Annotated in this window: 13 protein-coding genes and 4 pseudogenes; 6 read left to right on the forward strand and 11 right to left on the reverse strand. The window is 63.3% G+C overall.

Features of this window, described 5'->3' with window-relative positions:
• A pseudogene (locus tag CO675_RS41350) lies at positions 1-3,248 on the reverse strand (hypothetical protein); the annotation flags it as partial.
• Positions 3,249-3,650: 402 nt separating this feature from the next.
• A pseudogene (locus tag CO675_RS07720) lies at positions 3,651-4,111 on the reverse strand (transposase); the annotation flags it as partial.
• 264 nt (positions 4,112-4,375) lie between these two features.
• On the opposite strand from CO675_RS07720, the gene CO675_RS40415 reads away from it, so the two are divergent.
• A complete protein-coding gene (locus tag CO675_RS40415) occupies positions 4,376-4,534 on the forward strand; it encodes a hypothetical protein (RefSeq protein WP_158231197.1) in 159 nt (52 codons plus the stop codon).
• 144 nt (positions 4,535-4,678) lie between these two features.
• Here the strand turns inward: CO675_RS40415 and CO675_RS07725 are convergent, their stop codons facing one another.
• From CO675_RS07725 to CO675_RS07760, 8 genes and pseudogenes are all read right to left on the reverse strand, one after another.
• Entirely contained in the window at positions 4,679-5,566 is an 888-nt protein-coding gene (locus CO675_RS07725) for a terpene synthase family protein (RefSeq protein WP_097671444.1), read from the reverse strand.
• Positions 5,563-7,113, reverse strand: coding sequence for a hypothetical protein (locus CO675_RS07730; RefSeq protein ID WP_097671445.1), 1,551 nt, complete (start codon positions 7,111-7,113; stop codon positions 5,563-5,565). The genes CO675_RS07725 and CO675_RS07730 overlap by 4 nt, the downstream gene beginning before the upstream one ends.
• 258 nt (positions 7,114-7,371) lie before the next feature.
• Positions 7,372-8,370, reverse strand: a complete 999-nt coding sequence (locus tag CO675_RS07735) for a polyprenyl synthetase family protein (RefSeq protein WP_198964557.1) — start codon at positions 8,368-8,370, stop codon at positions 7,372-7,374.
• Positions 8,371-8,522: 152 nt separating this feature from the next.
• Positions 8,523-9,866, reverse strand: coding sequence for a cytochrome P450 (locus tag CO675_RS07740; RefSeq protein WP_097671446.1), 1,344 nt, complete (start codon positions 9,864-9,866; stop codon positions 8,523-8,525).
• On the reverse strand, positions 9,866-10,687 hold the full coding sequence (locus CO675_RS07745; protein ID WP_097671447.1) for an SDR family oxidoreductase: 822 nt from the start codon (positions 10,685-10,687) through the stop codon (positions 9,866-9,868). The genes CO675_RS07740 and CO675_RS07745 overlap by 1 nt, the downstream gene beginning before the upstream one ends.
• Positions 10,688-10,694: 7 nt before the next feature.
• Positions 10,695-10,983, reverse strand: a pseudogene (locus tag CO675_RS07750) (ferredoxin); the annotation flags it as partial.
• Between the two features lies 1 nt (position 10,984).
• Entirely contained in the window at positions 10,985-12,274 is a 1,290-nt protein-coding gene (locus tag CO675_RS07755) for a cytochrome P450 (RefSeq protein ID WP_097671448.1), read from the reverse strand.
• A 90-nt stretch (positions 12,275-12,364) separates the two neighbouring features.
• Positions 12,365-12,510, reverse strand: a pseudogene (locus CO675_RS07760) (cytochrome P450); the annotation flags it as partial.
• A gap of 249 nt (positions 12,511-12,759) precedes the next feature.
• Between CO675_RS07760 and CO675_RS40895 the strand changes: the two are divergent.
• From CO675_RS40895 to CO675_RS40420, 5 genes are all read left to right on the forward strand, one after another.
• Entirely contained in the window at positions 12,760-13,026 is a 267-nt protein-coding gene (locus CO675_RS40895; RefSeq protein ID WP_245452667.1) for a phospholipase effector Tle1 domain-containing protein, read from the forward strand.
• Between the two features lie 138 nt (positions 13,027-13,164).
• Positions 13,165-13,374 carry a hypothetical protein gene (locus CO675_RS07770; RefSeq protein WP_097671449.1) on the forward strand — a complete coding sequence of 70 codons (210 nt, stop codon included), beginning with the start codon at positions 13,165-13,167 and terminating at the stop codon, positions 13,372-13,374.
• A gap of 641 nt (positions 13,375-14,015) precedes the next feature.
• The gene (locus CO675_RS07775) at positions 14,016-15,335 is read left to right on the forward strand and encodes an MFS transporter (protein WP_097671450.1); all 1,320 of its coding nucleotides are present in this window, start codon (positions 14,016-14,018) and stop codon (positions 15,333-15,335) included.
• Positions 15,336-16,545: 1,210 nt separating this feature from the next.
• Positions 16,546-16,749, forward strand: coding sequence for a hypothetical protein (locus tag CO675_RS39815; protein WP_143278906.1), 204 nt, complete (start codon positions 16,546-16,548; stop codon positions 16,747-16,749).
• 172 nt (positions 16,750-16,921) lie between these two features.
• Positions 16,922-17,263 (forward strand): hypothetical protein, encoded by a 342-nt coding sequence (locus tag CO675_RS40420; RefSeq protein ID WP_158231198.1) that lies wholly within the window; start codon positions 16,922-16,924, stop codon positions 17,261-17,263.
• A gap of 105 nt (positions 17,264-17,368) precedes the next feature.
• On the opposite strand, the gene CO675_RS40425 is transcribed toward CO675_RS40420, so the two are convergent.
• A complete protein-coding gene (locus tag CO675_RS40425; protein ID WP_158231199.1) occupies positions 17,369-17,809 on the reverse strand; it encodes a carotenoid biosynthesis protein in 441 nt (146 codons plus the stop codon).
• Positions 17,810-18,054: the final 245 nt, after the last annotated feature.

Consider the following 18,054-nt stretch of genomic DNA (forward strand, 5'->3'; position numbering starts at 1 on the left):
TCGCGCAACTCGGACGGCGGTGGCGCATTCAGATCAACAAATGGCTCAAGCCTGCCCTTAGCATTTGACGCGGGCCAGGATGGTGATCCTGGTTCTTGCAGCTTTTCACTCAACCAAACCCAAGCTCCAGCGCTTAGGCTGGCCGGCGTTGAGGGAAGATCCTGCGAAGAGCCGGAAAACCGATCGCCCTGCACGGCCGGCGAGCTCGGCTGCTCAGGGCCTGGCAGCCCCAGCTCTCGGTTCGCCTCGATGAGTGTCAAATAGCTGCGAAGATGCGACAAATCGGAACCGTGTACTCTGCCTCCAGTCCGTTGGAATGCTACCACGTCATTGTCGAGGGATACCTGCTCCCTGCTGGAGCCGTTTAGCCGCCCGATGATGCTCCCTTTGCCATTCCCTCTCAGCCACGCACTCAGCGCACGAAGACGCCTCGCCCGCTGTTGCGCAGACTGCCTCAGCTTCGCAGTCGGAGTTTTAAGATCTTCCAGAGCTTGGCTCAGCGCGCCCTCGATGAGGGGCGCATCTTCTGGATGAGGAACTAGGCGACGGGGGGCACCGAGGACGCGGGGTTCGGGTGCGTCCACGTCTTCACCCCCACGCAGCAGCCGCCGGAGATGATCCAGAGCCGATCTAATGCGGTTCTGGGGGTCACGGCCCAAGCTCCTGTACTTCGCTAATTCCTCATCGAGCGATGAACCGTCTCGCAGCCGAGAAGCTACAGGGCCCCTATGACTTGCGTTGACCCAGCGGACAAAAGTCCCAAGCCCGGAAACACTGTTGTTGATGGCCCCTGGGGTGAGCTTGCGCCCCTCGGCGTCTACACGAAACCTCGCCAAGAGCTCCGCGTCTTCGGCCGGAAGCTGCTCGCCGATCAGTTCGTCCGGCGACGAGACCGGAGCTTGCCTCTGCGATGGTGACGTCGCTAGTTGATGGGATGAAGTCTGCATCAGCTGCCGCTCAACCGCGTCGCCCTGCGGAGGCGGCGAGGAGCCGGGTCCGTCCATCGTCTCCAAAAGCAGATCCTGCTGGTTCGCAGGCAGAGTCTCCGGCCAGCTGACAGCTTCGTTCGACCCGCTGTGCTGCGCAGTCGCGGTGAGGGTCGGCTTCGTCTCGGCGCGAACCGCGTCTTCGAGATCAGGAAGGAGGCGAATATGGCGCAGGAGTTCGATCGCTCGAGCACCCGCCGGCGACCTCAGGAGATGAGCCAGTGCGGCTCCGGCTTTTCTGCGGCCATGGGGGTCCGCCTCCTTATACCGACTGACATCTTCATCCAGCGAGTCGTGGCCAAGCCGGGCAGCAATGCCGGGCTTATCGTTTTCACGGAGGTAATCACTGAAATCGATAAGAAGAGTTGCATAGCTCCTGGCGGTGTTGGCGGTGCTTGGGAGTGCTTCTTCCTTGTACCTTTTGATGAGATCCGCATCCTGGGGATAGGGATTCCGCTCTACCCGGCTTGCAAACGGCGTGATGCCGCCCGGCGATTGGGAGGCTCGAAGATGATCCAGTGGGGTAGCGATGGCCTGCTCCTCCTTCTCGGCGAACTCCTGGGCATCCTTGTCCAGCGACTTGTCGTAAAGCCGGGAAGCAATGCCCAGCTTGTCGTTCTTCACGAGCCAATGCCCCAGGCTGAGGAGACCACGTAGATTGCGACCGACCGTGCTCTCGGAGGCCCCGGCTTTGATGAGTGCCGGCCTCAGCCCCTCAATAAGAGAGGCATCTTCGCAATAAACAGGATCCAGGCTGCTACCTGCGAAAACCAATTTTGCATGGCCGGGCGGTAGCGCCGAGGCATTCAGCATCGTTCCACCGCCTTGACCGTGCGGAGGCGGCGGAGATGGGTGCCCACTCGACCGCATGATGGGAATCTGCTCGCCTGGCATGAGGATGGTGCGGTAACGTTCATCTGTCAGCTCGTCGTCCTGGTGGCGCCAGTTCACGGGATCAGGGGACTCTGTAGGATTCAATGCCGAGCCATGCCGCGGTGGCTGAAGACACGACGATGCAGCGGCTTCGTCGACCGTCCCAAAGAATAAATCTCGATCATCCCCCTCAGCGAGTGCCGCTGGCCAACTGAAGGCGGGCTGCGACCCGCCCTGCTTAGCCGCGGCTTCAATGCTCCCTGCCCGGGCAGTGATTGACGCGACTCCGCCCGGCGACTGAGAGGCGCGGAGACGATCTAGTGCCGTAAGAACGAGGTGCCTGCGACTTTGATCGAAGATCGCAGCGTCGCTGTTGAGCGATTCGTCGTTAAGCCGAGCAGCCACTCCCGGCTCGTTTTTTGCAAAGAGCCACTGGCTGAATCTGCGAAGAGGACGAACATAATTCGTCTTAACGGTGATCTCCTCATACCCAGCCTTAACGAGTGCTTCTTGAAGTCCGGAAATCAAGGGCGCGTCTTCGGGATGAAAAGGCGGACCGTTGAGTTTTCTCGCTCCATTACGCAGATGATCAAGTGCCGCGCCGATACTTTTGTTACCCCCAGCGTCCTTGTAGCGCTTGATCTCTTCATTGAGCGGTTCGTCCTCGTTCCATTTCTCGTCCTGAAGCCGAGCAGCAATGCCAGGCTTGTTGTTTGCACGAAGGTAGTGGCTGAAATCCGTGAGAATGGATGCATAGGTTTTGGCGGTACTTGAAGTTCCGGCAGCCACTGCTTGCTGTCTGTATTCTTTGATGAGAAGTCCATCCCTGGGATAAGGAGTGAGGTCAGGGCGGCCTGCGATCGGTACGACTCCCCCCGTCAATTGAGAGGTCCGCAGATGAGCTAGTGCCCAACGGACGTTCGCCGTCCCACCTTTGGTTATGAACTCCTCGACATCCTTGTCCATCGACTCGTCATGAAGCCGATCAGCAATGCCCGGCTTGTCCTTTGCAAAGAGCCAGCGGCTCAGGCTGAGCAGATAACCGACGTAGCTCGTGGCGGTGCTCCCGGCGGCTCCCAGTAGCGCCTGCTTAAGGCTGGAAATAAGGCGCGCATCCTTAGCATAAAGCGGCTCCTTGCTGCGACCTACCAAGACCCAATTTGACTGAACGGCGCCCAGCACCGCCTCATCCTTTCCGGCATTCGCCTCAGATCGCGATGCCTCCGCTTGATGGGCGCGGACCTGCATGAGCACGGGAGCAGACGGGACAGCGATCTCGCTCAGCTGCTGCTCAAAGGCCGCCGCATCTGTGGACGGAGCCGGTGAGCTCTCTTGCGGGCCCGCGGTGCCCGATTGTTGACGCACCCAGTTGGTGGATTCGAACTTCATTCGTTCTCACTTTCGGACTATAGGCCAATTTGAAGCCTGAGGTCGGTTGTGATTTGCCACGGAATCGACTCGGCAGCATCGAACCCAGCAGAAAACTATCGTGAACGTCCCAAAAATGGCGCGTCGAAGCACCCCGACCGCGCGCTTCAGTCTTCTTGCAGCGATCGCCAGCTATGATCGCCTCTGGAAACCCTGCTCTATGTGCGATATCTGTCGAGAACCTGACGTGGAGCCGCCGATTTCCTGCAGCGGACACGCAGGCTGCCCCCATGGCCGGAAATGATAAGGAACCTCCCGAAGAACGGTTCTATGGGCGTTCTTGAGCCTTGTTGTATGATCGCGCCCCGTGGCGTGGTGTAGCTGAGTGCGGGTCACCACGTTCGCCGGCATGGGCCGGATCGGTCAGCTGGCGATAGCCGGAAGGCTGACGGCGCCCAACGGGGTGCGATGGTTTCCAGTGTCATGTAGCGTCCACGCTCGACGCCCCACCCGTCATTCTGCTCAAGCAGGATCGCGCCGACCAGACGGGCGATGGCCTCCTCATTGAGAAAGATGCCGACCACTTCGGTCCACCGCTTGATCTCGCCGTTGACGCGTTCGAGCGGATTGGTCGAGTGCAGCTTGACCCGGTGTGCGGCCGGGAAGCTGATATAGGCGAGCACGTCGGTCTCGGCCTCATCTAGGAAGCTGGCGAGCTTGGGCAATTTGGGCCGCAGTTGGTCGGCGCCCCTTCGCCATTGGGCACGCGCTGCTTCAGCGTCGTCCCGGGCAAACGCGGCGGCGATGAAGGCGGAAACGATGCGCCGGCCGCTCTTGCCGGCGTGCGCCGGGGCGTTGCGCATGAAGTGCACGCGGGGTCGTTGAAGAAATGGTTCACGGATCCGCTCGATGCAGCAAAGCAACTCGTCGATTCCACGGCTGTAACCTGACCGATCTCGGTCCAGCGAAAACCTACGATCCGGGGCCTCCGAACCGGACGAACAGATAGCCGATTCCGCCCAGCACGGCGAAGCCTATGAGGAGCCAGAAGAGCCCGCGCAATACAGTAGGAAGCCCCGACCACCCTGTGTGTAAAGTGCTCACGATGCCTCTTGACGTAGTAGGCAGCCAGGATCGGCATCGCCCCGATGCTGCTGCTGATGATGGCTGTCGGCCTATCGTCAACGCGTATTGCGGCATCCAACCACAGCGCGCACAAGAACGTAAGCGGAGTTCTGCTGCTGCTGAAGCCGCATCTTTGGGATTTCGCGATGAGCGATGCAGCCCCTTTCATCGGCAATCCGTAGGCCGACTATCCGCTTCCCCTCTACCACAGCATATTACACGGTGGACAGCGAGGGCATCCGTCGCATCGGGCGACGGTGTTGCGTCGGATCGGACCGACGGCAGCGCGCGCACGCCGCCACCTCCCGCGTTCAAGCTGGCGCACGCTAGCCTCCCCCGGCGGCGTCGCTGCGGTAGCGGCTGGTCGAGGTCTCGTAGTACTGCGCGCGGATGGCCGCCATGGCCTCGATCAACGCTCCCCAGGGCGCGGGAAAGCGTTCTTTCGCCATCATCCGGTCCAGCATGCGCGTAAGGCCGGCCAACTCGTCGTTGAGGAACTCCACCACAGGCATAGCCGGATAGCGCTGCAGCAGGAGAATCGCCGCGTTGTAGGCCTCGCCGGCCGACCTGTCCTTGTCGCGTCCATGCAGGTCGTTCTGCAGGCGCCCTATCGCGGAGATGAGCCGCAGGACCTGGCGAAACGCCGGACGCGCGCGCAAGGTCGCCATGTCCAGCCCCCACAGCAACGACAGGCAACATAGCACGTTCGCGTAGGCGATCGAATCGATGCCGTTGTGCAAGTACTCGGTGTAAGACCAGCGTTCCGCCCCCGCCGCTTGCGCGTGTCCGGCGCGCAGCGCCGCGCAGTAGCACCGGGTATCGTCGAGAAGCTGAGCATAGTCGCGACGATCGTAGGCGAGCGCGGCCAGCGAAGCGCGTAGCACAGCGCAGCCCTCGAATCCGGGGAGCGCGCACGGCGCGCCCTGCCCCAGCGCCTGCTCTACCGCGGCGAGCTGCTCCGGCGCGATCAGGCCAAGATCGTTGCAATCGTCGAGCCAGAACAGCAGCGCCAGTTCGCGATAGAATGCCACGATCAGCGTTTCGTCCCGCGGATCGCGGCCGGTGCGGGCGCTGGTGTCGCGCAGGCTCAGGTGGATGCTCTGCAGGATGTACTGGCCACCCCTGACCGCTTCCACGGCATGCTCGTCGGCGAACCCGGTCAGGGAACGCCCCCACTCCAGCACCTGCTGCAGCGCGCGTTCGGTCTGGATCATGGCGTCGCTCCTGCTTCCTCGGCTGGGATGCGCCGTCCCCAACGAAGCGCCAGCCACAACCCGGCGAGTTCAGCGACGCGCACGACCCGAGTGGGGCAATACAGTTCCTTGCCGATCCACAGCGGCGTCTGCGGCAACGCGTGCGCCGCATGGCGGGCGAGCATCCACTCCAGCGCACGCGCCACTGCCTGCGCGATGCGCCGGCGCCCTGTCGGCTCTTCGCTCCCGTCCATCACGTGCAACGCGAACAGCGCATAGGCGGTTTCCTCGAACGTTGACGCGCGACCCGCGCCCCAGCCGCCATCGTCGCGCTGCGCCAGCAGCAGCGCCGCCAGCGCGCACTCATCGCGCCACTGCGCCTTGCCTTGCGCCAGCGCAGCGACCGCATGCGCGGTGGGATACAGCCACGAAACGTGCCATTTTTCGTTGTCCCACAGACCGTTCGGGTTGCGATTGGCCTCGACGTAGGCGCCGATGCCCGCGGCGGGTTTTCCCAACAGTCGCAACGCATGCAGCGCATGGATGTTGGTCGACACTGAGGCATTGCGCTCGCCGGGGAAGGTGACGAACAGCTCGCCGATTTCGAATTGGCGCAACACATCGACCGCCGGGTCGCGGCCTGCAAGGCGCAGGACGCACAACGCAACGGCGGTGTCGTCCGCATCGGCCGCAAAGTGCAAGGCCGGGCCCAGACCGCGCACGCCCAGGCGGGCATCGAGCTGCGCGACGATCACGCGCACCGCCTCGGCGAGCGCGGGATGCGCGAACAGCCCGGCCAGATGCAGGGTATACAACGACCAGCATGGCTCGAACACATTGATCGGCCAGACGTTGGGAATGACACCTTCAATGCCGCTGCGGGTTGCCCGCGATGCCATCTGCAGATACGCATCGGCGCGGCCGAGCTGCGGCGTGCTCGCCTGCGTCACGGCGCGCGCACACCATGCGGCGGTGGCCGCCGGACTGATGCCGATGCTGCCGTCGTCATCCGGGAATGCGGTGGACGGCGACGTCCCCCAGGCTTCCCAGGAGTGCAGCAACGGATGGCCGCTCGGCAACGTCGCCTCAGCCCCCAGCTTGACCAGGCACGCTTGCCGCAACGGCAACAGCGCCGGGTGGCGCGGAAACGCCACGTCGCCCAGCAAGGATGCGGCCTCGCCGCAAAGCTGCGGCAGGATCAGCTCCGCGCCGATGGGCGCATCTTCCGGCACCGCATGCGCGTAGAGATCGGGCTGGCGCTGGAGGAACTGGGTTGCAGCCTGGACTGCGTCGGCAACGCCGGGAAGAGAATCGGCACGCTGCAATGCCAGCAACGCCGCCCACGTGGGGGCGTGGCGGAACCGCGAGAAGTCCGTACTTCCCCAACCGCCGTCGGCCTGTTGCTGCGCGACGAGCCAGGCGTATGCGTCCTGCCGACCGCTGACGTTGCCGTGGAAGCGCAGCGCTCGCGCTGTGTCGTAGACGGACGGACCGACGCGGCCACCATCGCTCATCTCGCTCAGCAGGCGGCGCAATTCGGAAAGGATCTGTTCGGACAGCGCATTCACGTGGGATGTTCCTTCTGCAAACGATTGACGGGAACGAGGATCGGGCAGACGCCGCGCACGTCGCCGCAGGCCCGTCGCGGCCCGGCGCCTGTGCGGCGCCGGACGGCCGCACAGGCTTGCGCGCAGCGCGCCACGTGCGCCGCAGTAATGCTGGGCAACCGCTGCGATCAGCGGCGCGGACTTGGGACACGGCAGCATGCACCGCTGCCGCCGGCCGATCGCAACGCCACAGGGGCGACGCCATGCGGACGGGCGCGCTCATGCGGACGGCGCGTGCTTGAACAGATACGCGTTGGCCCGCTGTAGGATTTGCGCCAACCGGTCCGTACGCGGCCCCAGCGGCGCGATAGCCTCCCCGGCATCGCGCAACAGATCCAGCGCGAACTGGCGTGCTGCCTGCAGTCCCATGATCGACGCGCAGGTCGGCTTCTGGGCCGCCACGTCCTTGCCGGGGGTCTTGCCCAGCGCCGCGGTATCCGCTGTGACGTCGAGAATGTCGTCGATCACCTGCAGCGCCAGGCCGAAACAGGCGCCGTAGTGATCGAGCGCACAGTACAGCGCAGCGTGCGCGGCATCATCCGCCACTGCGCATAGCGCGCCCATGCGAACGGACGCGCGCACTAGCGCTCCGCTCTTCATCCGGTGCATCGCCACGATCCTGTCCAGCTCGACGTGCTTTCCAACCAGCGACAGATCCATGGCCTGCCCGCCTGCGGCCCCCTCGGCGGATACCGCCTGCGCCAGTTCACGCACGAGCGCGATACGGTTGTCGGGCGGCGCATCCAGGCGCGCCAGGGTCAGGAAGGCGTGCGCCTGCAGCGCATCGCCGACCAGGATCGCAGTAGCTTCGCCGAACTTGACGTGCACGGTCGGAAGGCCGCGGCGAAGCACGTCGTCGTCCATCGCGGGTAGATCGTCGTGAACCAGGGTACAGGCGTGCATCATCTCGATGGCGGCGGCGACGACGTCGAGCATGTGTGCCGGTGTGTCGGCCAGTGCGCCGGCAGCCAGACAGAGCAAGGCGCGGGTACGCTTCCCGCCATGCAAGGTGGCGTAGCGCATCGCCGCCATCAGCTCGGTCTCATCGTCATGTTCGGCGCAGAGAAGACGCGCCAGCTCCAGTTCGACCCGCTTTGCGCCGTCCTGCATCCAGATCTCGGGGAGCAGCGCGCCGGATGCGCCGCGCGCCGGCGTGCGCGATCCGCCGGGCGCGGAATCATCAGTTCTGTCGTCCTGCGGCGTGGAACTGGTCTGCATGTTGTTCATGTTCTTGTCCCTGACAGGACACCGCCACGGCGAGCGGCGCGCCGCCAGGGTGTTGTCGGCCTCGCACCGGGCGCGCGCGCCGAGTGCAGCAATGCCGCGCGGCGCCGGCGCCGCTGTCTCGCCACAGGGCATGCGATGCCAGCTCATGAGAATCCGATGCGGATTTTCATGGACGGATGTGCGGTCGGGTAATAGCGCCGGCCTTTTTCGACGCCGCTCAGCAACCGCGGCCGCACCCCGGCCTCGTGCATGGTCAGCGCCAAGGCGATACAGAACTGCACCAGTTCCAGCCACGCCAGGTGGTAGCCCATGCAGACGTGTGGGCCGGTACCGAACTGCAGCATATCCACCGGCCGGATCGGCTCGGTGCGTTGCAGCCACCGCGCCAGCCGAAACTGATCAGGCGCCTCGTGCAGCAGCGTCGAGGTCGAGAAATGCAGCAGTGGGATGCACAGATCGGTGCCCGCGGGAATGCGCCGTTGGCCGAGTCGCAATTCACGCAGTGCGCGACGCACTAGGAGCGGCGTCGCCGGATACACGCGCAGCGTCTCGCGGAACAGCGCCTCGGCGACCGGACACTGCGCCAGGTCCGCGTGCCGGGTCGGCACCCTGCCCACGCGTTGCGCCTCCTCGACCAGGGCGTCCCACAGCCCAGGCTGCCGCGCCAGCTCGATCACCATCCAGGCCATCGTCGAGGCGGTGGTGTCGTGACCACCAAGCAGCAGCAAGCGGATATTGGCGACCAGGACGTCATCGGAAAGCGCATCGTCGCTGCGATCGAAGGCGCTCACCATGTCGTTGATCAACCCGGTGCGCGAGGCATGTTCGCGCGCGGCGCGGACGAACTCGCGCAACCGCGCATCGATCCAGTCACGGGCGGCGCGGCCGCGCCGCAAGGGCAGTCCGGGCAGGTCGACCGGGGGCGCGACGATCAACTGCAGCAGTTGCCGGTACTTGCGACGCCATCCCGGCAGGTCCTGCGCGGGGATTCCCATGAGACTGAAGATCAGCTTAAGCATCAGATCGCCGGTTTCGCGCAAGATGGTTACGTCGCCGCGGTCGCGCCACCTCTGCACGCGCGCCCGGATGACGGGCGCGAATAGCTCGCCGATGCCGGCCTGGGTCAGCCCCTTGGGCAGAAGCGCCGCCTGGATCGCATCGCGCGCCTGCCGGTGCGCGATGCCGTCCTGGGTGACCAACGTTCCGCCAAACAATTCGGGCGCGATGTCTTCGATCAGCGCCGAGGATACGTCCTTGTGCCGGAGCAGTGCGAGAGCATCCGGATCCAGACTGGTCATCAGGTGTCCGGCAGGGCCGAAATCGAGCCAGAAGTGGTTGCCCAGCGTCCGTTCCGCGCGCCGCAGCAGGCGCGGCAGGTCGCAGACGACGGCGGGAAGATGACCGACCAAGGGGAAAGCGCCGGGCACGACCGGGATGTCGTGCCGTAGCCGATGCCGACGGTTCAGCGGGTTGAGCATCATGTCCATCAGCAGCGCGGCGACGCGTCCGCTTCGGCGGTCTCGCCGGAAGGCCGCGCGGCGCGGCTGTTGCCACCGTCGGCGTACGTCGGCACATGCGCCAGCATGCCGCCGTCGATGCACACGACTTGTCCGGTGATGAACGCAGCATCGTCGGAGAGCAGGAACGCCACCAACGCAGCCACATCGTGGGGGCGGCCGACGCGCGGCAGGAGCTGGTGCCGCCGCAGATGCCGTTGCGTGCACTCGTCCAGCTTGGCGAGGAGACGATCGGTCATGATGAGACCCGGTGCAACCGCGTTGCAGCGGATCTGCGCATGACCGTACTGGGTGGCGAGCGAGGCGGACAGCATGTTCATCGCCGCCTTCGACGCGGCGTAGGACGTCTGCGCGGTGTCACCGCTGAGCCCCTGACACGACGACGTGTTGACGATCGCGCCACCACCGCGGCCGATCATCCGTGGGATGGGCTGCCGGCAGCAGAGCAACGTGCCGCGCAGATTGGTCGCCATTGTCTGATTCCAGACCGCCGGGTCAAGGTCGAGGATCCCGCGGTCGCGCGGAGTCAGATGCACCAGCAGGTCGACCCCACCGAAGCGGCACTCCGCCGTTTCGAACAGCGCTGCCACCGCGTGTGCATCGGCGATGTCTGTGGCCGAGGCCAGCGCGCGGTCCGCTTCGGATGCAATTTGCGCAGTGCAGGCGATGGCCGCCGAGCCATCAATGTCGGCGACCACCACTCTGCCTCCCTCGCGCGCGATAGCGAGGGCGCATGCCTTGCCGATGCCTGCGCCGGTCACCACGGCCACCTTGTCTGCAAACCGTCCCATCGTGTCCTCCTGGATGGCATTGGTCTCTCGCGGCATGGCGCTCGGCCCTCCGCTGGAGAAGGCGCAGGGTCGGCGCCGGCGCGCTCGCCATCGCCAGCGTCGCTTTCGATGACCCGAATGGCGGCGACCGGGCACTGGCTCGCCGCGAGCCTCACGGCGGCGTGCAGCGCCTGCGGGACCGTCGCCACGCACACTTCGGCCACGCCGTCCGGTTCGCGCTGGCGAAAGGTGCCCGGCAGCGTCAGCACGCACTGCCCGCTGGTTCCGCACAGGTCCTGGTCGACCACGACGCGCATCTCAGCTCCCCCGCGCATGCAGCCGCACCGGCAGCGCGCGGAACGTCCGAAGGAACGCGGAGGGCTCCCGGGTCGGCTGCTCGGCCAAGACCAGCGTGGGGAAGCGCGCCTGGATTCGCGGCAGGCTCTCGGCTAACTGCACCCGGACCAGTTGCGCACCGAGGCAGAAGTGAATGCCGTGGCCGAAGCTCAGCATGATCTTCCCGTCGGTCGACATGCCAGGACTGGTACCGTAGAATCGCGCGGGATCGAAGCGGTCGGGATCGGCGAAGGCGTCGGGGTCGCGATTGCCGGCCGCGATCAGCATGCGCACGTCCGCGCTCTTCGGGATCACCATGCCGCCCAGTTCGATGTCGCGCTGGGCGATACGCGGAATGGAGCTGAACATGACGGGCGCGTCGCAGCGCAGGACTTCTTCGACGAATGCCTTCACCCCCACGGCGTCTTTGTGTAGCCAGTGCCGCTGTTCGGGATACGCCAGCATCGCCAGGACTGCATGGTCGATGGTCGCAGCAGTGGTGGCGAAGCTGCCCAGCAGCATGCCCCACAGCATGCTGATCAACTCCGCATTCGACAGCATGTCGGCATCATCGTCATGTGCGCCGACCAGCATCGACACGATGTCGTGGCGCGGGTCGGTGCGCTTACGCTGTATGAGGCAGCCGAAGTAGGTCTGCACCCTGGCGCTGGCCGCGTCCGCCGCGGTGAGCTGGGGATCGCTGGCATGCGGGCGCAGGCCTTCCAGAATGGCGCCGATGTCGGCGGCGAGCCCGAACATGTCGTCATGGGGCATGCCAAACAGTTCGGCGAAGACCAGCATGGGCAACGCCAGCGCGAATTCCCGATGCAGGTCCACCGCCTCCCCGCGCTCCAGCGCGGGCGCCATGCCGTCCAGGCGCGCGGCGACGATGCGCGCGATGCCTGGCCGCAGGTTGTCGATCTGGCCCATGGTGAAATCGCGCGAGATCAGCCGGCGCAGACGCGTATGCGTCGGTGGGTCCTTCATCGCCAGCGAGGACGCCAGCAGATTGAGCGACAGGCTGGTCGCCGCACGCGGGAAATAGCGCGCCAGTTCGTCCGGCGCCGGAGCCCGAAACGCATCGCCCGTGGCCTTGAGCGCCCAATAGATGTCGGCGTGGCGGCTCAACAGAAAGAGGCCCGATGCCGCGCGATGCACCGGATCGTGCTCGCGCAACCAGCGCATGAACGGATACGGGTCGTGCATGCACGCTGGCGACGCTAGTTCAGCGAATGCGTCCCCGCATGTTGCCGTGGTTTCTTGCACGTCCATCCTGGTTACCTGTTGGCTGGCTGATCGGCGCGCGCCATGCGCGCCGGCAAATTGCGGAGAAGATCGCGATTTCCGGGGGCGTCCACCACATCACCAGAGCACCGGCAACTCCTCGAACCCGCCAGGATGATCTCCTTGCGCAACTTCAGTTCTTCAGGCGCCACGGTCAGACGGAGCGCGGAAACGCGCTGGAAGATCGAACCGAACACCGCCTTGAGCTCCAGCTTGACCAGCGCCAGCGCCGTGTCCGTCCCGAAGACCATCGCACTGCGATTGGTGATGATGCGTGAACAGAGCAAATCGCGTGCCGAAGTGAATTCGCAGGCCCAGCAGGCACTCCGTAGCGGCGCGTAGTGTCAGGTTTCTGGCGTTGAGTCTCAATACCGACAATCGGCGCAGCAAGTGCCGACAAAGGCCCGCTCCCGCACTGAATGTGCGGGGCAGCCCTTGCGCGATATTTCAAGCATCCGGATTGGCTGCAGCAGGTGTGGTTCGCCGGAAACCACTCCGATGTCAGCGGTAGCTATCCGGAAAACGAAGCCCGCCTCTTTGACATCTCGTTGGGTTGGATGGCGCATGCGGCCGAGAACTTTACCGACGGCAAGACGCCCGACGGCTTCGGCATCGAGGTCGACGATAGATTCCTGAACCTGGATCCGGATCCGCTTGGTCCATTGCACGACGAGTGCGAACCTGGTCGCTTGCGGGGGCAAGTCAAGTGGACGGAAGGGTTCCGTCAAGTGCAGAGCTAGGCTGTCCTTCATCCGGCGGCACTTGAGCGCTTCGCCGCGAAGTGGGGCGTGCAGCAAATACTAGGAATAGGGTGCCTATACGTCAAACACCCTCATAGTCTAGCGCGCGCTGGCGCTACGCGCATTGTGTTCCTTGTAATGCCGATCATCTTTGGCGCGCTTGCAAGTTGGGAAATCTTAAAAGGCGACAACAAGTACGAATACCTCACGGCCACCACGGCGCTGGTCGCCGGCATCGTGCCGGCGGTTTACGCGGCGTTGAAGCTGGATGAGCATCTGCCGACGGCCGTGCGGCTAGCTGGTGAATACAAGAACCTGGAGACCTTTTCGGGGACCTCGCCGCAATAGGCCCTCACAAGCCATCCGACGTGTTCGAGGCCGAATACAAGGAAACCCGGACTCGATTAAAATGCCAAGAACGAGGCGTTTACTCCACCCGAGTGCTGCTTCAAGCGCGCGTCTTTCACCATCTGGTGGCGCCAATTTGGCGGCGAAGCCAGGATGCGCAGTCATAACACAGCCCCCTGGCGGCGGCTGCGCGCAACTAACAAGCAGCAGAGCAAAAGCCGGGCCAAATCGCCTGATGCGTCCGCCGTGAGCAACCAGCCGAACGCAGCAACACGCGGCGGTCCTTCGGTGTGAAAAGCGGTCACCGCCTGTTCGGCGCCCGCCAATGTTGTCGCAAACGCGCCATTGCACGGGAGTACAACGACGGACCCGCCCGACAAATTGCAGTGCGTTCCTTTATTCATGTTCGCTGGCGATTGCCGCGATCAGTTCAAGATTTGAAAGGAGCTGCAGCAGACAGGCATTTTTATTGCACTCAACGCCCTGAGCTCGTCCTGGCCCGCGTCAGGCACATGTGGAGCACCGGGGCGCGTGTCCGGCCACCTCAAGCTAGAGGACGTGTAGAGAAGGTGGAATGCAACGGGCGCGACTTGGCCGATCTAAATGTTCGGGCCAGCGATCGCGCTCGAGACGGATCGAGGATGGCCAGGCAATTTACTCGGAAGAGGCTGGAGCCGGTCCTCGTTGCGGCAGGCCAACGCTTGACCGGCCGCGCCGTATTGGGCGCAACGATCGGCAACATTCTCGAATTCTACGACTTCGGGACCTACAGCTTTTTCGCGATCCAGATCGGTCAGGCGTTCTTCCCGGCGGGCGACCCGTTCGCGAGCCTCATGCTGTCACTCGCGACGTTTGGCGCGGGTTTTGTGACCAGGCCGATCGGGGCCATCGTGCTCGGCTCGTACTCGGATCGGGCCGGCCGCCGGCCCGCAATGACCGCCAGCTTTGCAATGATGAGCGCCGCAATCCTTTTGTTGGCGGTTACGCCCTCGTACGAGACAATAGGAGTTGCCGCTCCGTTGCTGGTCATTTTCGCACGTTTGATGCAGGGCTTCGCACTGGGCGGTGAAGTTGGTCCGACGACCGCCTATTTGATGGAAGCGGCCCCGGCCGAACGGCGCGGTCTTGCTGTCTCGTTCCAGCCCGCCAGCCAACAGATTGCTGCGACGGCCGGAGCGCTTGTGGGAGAAATACTCTCCCTTACCATGACAAGCGAAGCGCTCAGTGCTTACGGATGGCGGATCGCGCTTTTGCTCGGCGCCGCTACGCTGCCGTTCGGACTCTGGTTGCGGAGCAACCTGCCCGAAACGTTGCACCGCGCCGACACGTCAGCTCCCGGCGTTCAGCCTGTAAGGAGATCGCCAACCGCTCGCCGCATCATGAGTCTGGGATTTGTCATTTTGGCCAGCTGCACGATCATCACCTATGTCACGGGATATATGACCACCTATGCGCTGAACACCTTGCAGGTTTCCGCGCCTCTCGCCTTCGGCGCCACACTTATCAGCAATACGGTAGGAATTGCCGCCGCACTGCTGGGCGGCTGGCTCGCTGACCGCGCGGGCCGCCGGCACATCATGATTTGGCCGCAGACCGCTGCGTTGTTGATGACCTATCCAGTGTTCTTCTGGATCTCGGAGAGCCGCAGTGCTCTCGCACTTTTCGGAGGCCTCGGCGCGCTCACCCTGATCGGAACGATTCCGTATAGCGCCTTCTATGTGAGCATGGCCGAGGGTTTGCCCAAGAATATTCGTGGCGGCGCCTTCGCGACGATCTACGCTTTTGCCATTGCGATCTTCGGAGGTACAGCCCAACCCCTCGTCACCTGGCTGATCCACCTGACCGGGAGCCCGCTGGCGCCGGCCTGGTACATGCTTGTCGCGAGCGCGGCCGGGCTCTGCGCCATGCTCATGATTCCCGAGACCGCTCCGCTCAAGATTCAGAACGCTGCGCTCAGGTAAAGTCCATCATAGCACTGGACAATTTTATTGCGGGTCTCTTCCGCCTGATGTCGCGCGCTCGCGCCGGTCTGCAAGAATGTAGGTCTCCGCCTTTGACGTGGTCGTTCGCGCGGGCCATCGACAGCACGGACGGCACGACGACCCCGAGAGCACCCGAGATTGCGTCGATGGTCACCGGCTTCATCATACTGCCGAGCGCTCGCAGCGCTGACACGACGCGATCGACGGAGCGCCCGGAGCTGAGAAGCGAGGACGCCCGGCTTGTCCGAAGTACCAAGCTAGTTCGCGCCGCGGTTCTCAGCGCGTTCAAAGACGGGTCCTGGCAAGGTCGATTTCGCCGAGGATCTCCGGTTACATGTTTCGACGCCTGCCCTGTGCCTGGTTCATTGATAGGATTGTGTCATCAGAAGTTCCGGCCCGCAGCTTAGCCACGGCAGCTAGCCAGAAACTCGGTTTCCAACTCACTTCATACTTGCCTTATGGGCTTCCAACTGCTGCCAGCAAAAGGAGCTCGAGGGCATTCACGAGGGCGGCCGCTTTTTCAGTCCAGACGTGGTAAGGCGTGACGGTAGCAGGACGATTGACCGGTCACCTCACCCCGCTTCAGGCTGCCGACCAACCTAGGTCGATCCTAGTCTCGATGACATCGCGGGCATCTAGATACCCCTCGGCCCGCTTCTTGGCCTCTTCGTCACTATGGCTGGTGAATTCATAGGTACCCGCGCGGCTCCTGCCGCATCGACCGCGAACGCCACGTGCAATCTAAGTCCTTCGACCATTCTCGTTCATTGGATCGATCGGCAGGACGTTCCAACCCGGTGCGGAATTTCAAGCAATGAGGGATGCAACGAACGTCTCGGGAGACTGCTCGCTCAATCCCATGCGCAGATTCACATAGTACAATTGACTTGCATGCCAATGGCGAGCCAAATTGGTGGGTTGCAAGGCTTATAGAGAGAACCAGTGAATTTTGGAACGCCTGCGCAGGCCAGATTTATCGTTCGAATGGGGACCTCTGGCTGGATGGTTTATGATCGAGAACGCAAGGGACCAGCGTTGATAAAGGACAGCCGCCTGGCCGAGAAACTGACAAGGCAACAGGCTGAACACATAAAAGAGAGCCTGACGAACACTCGGGGCAACGACCACACTTAGTCCTTCGTTGTCCTGGTGCTCGGTTGGCGCCCGCAATCTAGTAAGGGTCAAATCCTTGAGCCTCAATTGGGCAAACGCAGTCCCGATTCTCGTGATCGTTGCCGGCCTCGCGCTGGTGCTTGTCGGCCTCGTCGGCATCATGCGGCGCCGAGGCCCCGAGGGACGCCAAGCCGCGCAAGCAAAAGATGTGTCCGGATCCAGCGAGCCGCCGAAATCCCCGAGCGCCAAAAAAGCGGCACAAGAAAGCGCGGCCTACTGAAAAATTTCCCTCGAAGGACCTGGAGGCTCGGCCAGCCGATGAAGAAGAAAACTGAATGGCACAAACCATAAGCTCTGCACCGAGACCGCCCCCGAAGAGACAGGACTTCACAGCTGCTATCGCCGCAATGCTCACGACGCTCGCTTGACCGCACGGACGAGTTCGCATTCGCATGCAGCAGGATTCGCCAGGACGCCTAAAGGCAGGGACGCGTCGTAAAATCCGCATTGGCCGCATCTGCGAACCCGCCGCACTCAAGCAGATATCAATGGCGATGCCTGAAAGTACTGTGCAAAACGGTTTTCATCTCGCACTGGAGCGATGCTGGGTGAATGGACGCCAGATCGAGAATTTTCTTCATGGCTCGAATCCGCACGACGCGGAAGCGTTGAAGCCAGCGTGCACCGCATCCGACAAGTCACTAAGGCAGCCGCCTGGACTGGGCCATTTCGCATTGCTCGCACAGCAGCCGAACTTTCTTCAAGGAAGGTATTTGCCGAGAATATCGATCTAGGCGTCTTCTAAGAACCTGCAGGGACAGGAGTGCGCCTCATGTCCAATCCTGCTTGGAGCAAGCTCGCAGGCCGTGCCCGCCCGAGTCCGAGCCCGGGGGATCCCGTTAGCCATCCCGGTCGCTTGATGGCGCCAAAACAAAACCCGAGCCAAACTTTCCGCGAGCGCGACGGGTCAATATGTCCAATTGGCTCACGACGAACGCAGCGACGACGAGCAGAGCGATCAAGTTGAAAGGCCAATCGAGCTGACGATCGGCGCCATCAAGTAGGATCGGCGCGTCACTGTCCACGAAAAATAGCCAGCCCGAACCAGAACGGTCCGATGATGAGTGGAACGAGGCCGATATGGGGAGATCCGCGCCCAGCTCGAAATGATAGCTGCCGAATGGAAAGCCCGTAGCGGTGCCGAGGCTTTCCATAGTGAGCGCAATCGTGCTGCACGAAGCAAACAGGATTGAGGCTCGGCGCGGATCATAGGCAAGAGCGGCGGATCGGAGCGCAGGCGATGAAGATTGCCGCGAACGCTTGCGCGAGCGGATTTTCATTCCGGCAAAAACCGATTGCGGCTGCGAGAATGCTGGCGATAGAAGCCCAAAGTGCAATCTCCGGCCAAGTCCAGAGCCTGTTGTCCGAAATACCGTCTCGTCTCGTTGTGTTTGCCCCATCGCAAGTGACGACGCAGACGACGAATCATAGCCGGCGTCTCGCACCTCGAAGCGGGCGTTAGGACTTCTTCTGCACTCGCTGAGAGAATGTGACTGCGCGCGCCGGAACACGAGCTTGCTTGCGA

Source organism: Bradyrhizobium sp. C9, assembly GCF_002532045.1.
Taxonomy (GTDB): Bacteria; Pseudomonadota; Alphaproteobacteria; order Rhizobiales; family Xanthobacteraceae; genus Bradyrhizobium.